General features: G+C 75.9%; 2 pseudogenes. Both read right to left on the bottom strand.

Annotated features, from left to right (window positions below):
* Window positions 1–686 (bottom strand): annotated as a pseudogene (locus AC2W7J_RS18495) (hypothetical protein); the annotation flags it as partial.
* Between the two features lie 83 nt (window positions 687–769).
* A pseudogene (locus tag AC2W7J_RS18490) lies at window positions 770–904 on the bottom strand (phosphopantetheine-binding protein); the annotation flags it as partial.

Raw genomic sequence — 904 nt, 5'->3', positions numbered from 1 at the left:
CGGGAGCCGCAGGCGGACAGGCCGAGAGCGGCGATCGCGACGAGCACCGTCAGGCCGCGGCTGGGCTCGACGAAGAAGTCCCACATGCCGACGGCGGTGAGCGCCAGGGTCGCCGCGCGCTGGCGGTGGGTGCGGGCGGCGCCGAGGGCCATGCCCAGGGCGAAGAGCCACAAGACGGACCCGGGCAGGCCACGCGTCGCGCCGGTCGACTCCGGGACGAGGATCCACCGGGGCACCAGGGCGACCGCGGCCAGGGCCATGCTCCACGCCCACGGGTGGCGCACGTGGAGCCGCCCGAGCGCGGGCACGGAGACGAGCGCGAGGGCGAGCACGCTGCAGGCGAGCAGGGCCTCGATGAACCACAGGTTGATCCGGGCGCCCCACTCGACCTCGCCCACGAGCCAGTTGACGAGCAGCACGTTCTCCCAGCCGTAGCCCGAGGCGGTGACCAGCCCGAAGAGGGCGACCGCCATCGACGGCACCGCGAAGGTCGCGATCGAGCGCAGGCCGCGTCGGCGCCGCTCCGCGGGCCGCGGGTCGTCGAGGGTGAACTTGGTGAGCGACCAGCCGGCGAGGGCGAGGAGGGTGTGCGCGCCGCCGGGGACGGAGATGATCCCGAGGTGGCTGGCGCAGATCGCCAGGGCGGCGAGAGCGCGCACGACGACGGGTGTCTCGGCCCAGCGCACGACGCGTCCGGGGGTGCCGGCCTGCGCCGCGAGACGACGAAGGGGGACCCGGTGCCAGCCGTCGGGGAGGGGCCCGAGGCCCGCTCGAGGGCGACCGAGGTCTGCACGAGGCTGTAGGAGTCCCCGCCCAGCTCGGCGAAGGAGCGGTCCGGGTCGACGTCCTCGCGCGCAGGGCGGCGGCGACGAGGGCGACGGTGGGCGGCGAGCTGGTCGCCGGA

Source organism: Janibacter sp. CFPM2_SD2, assembly GCF_057364645.1.
The sequence above is the reverse complement of the archived record's forward strand: the minus strand, read 5'-3'. Positions and strand labels throughout refer to the sequence as shown.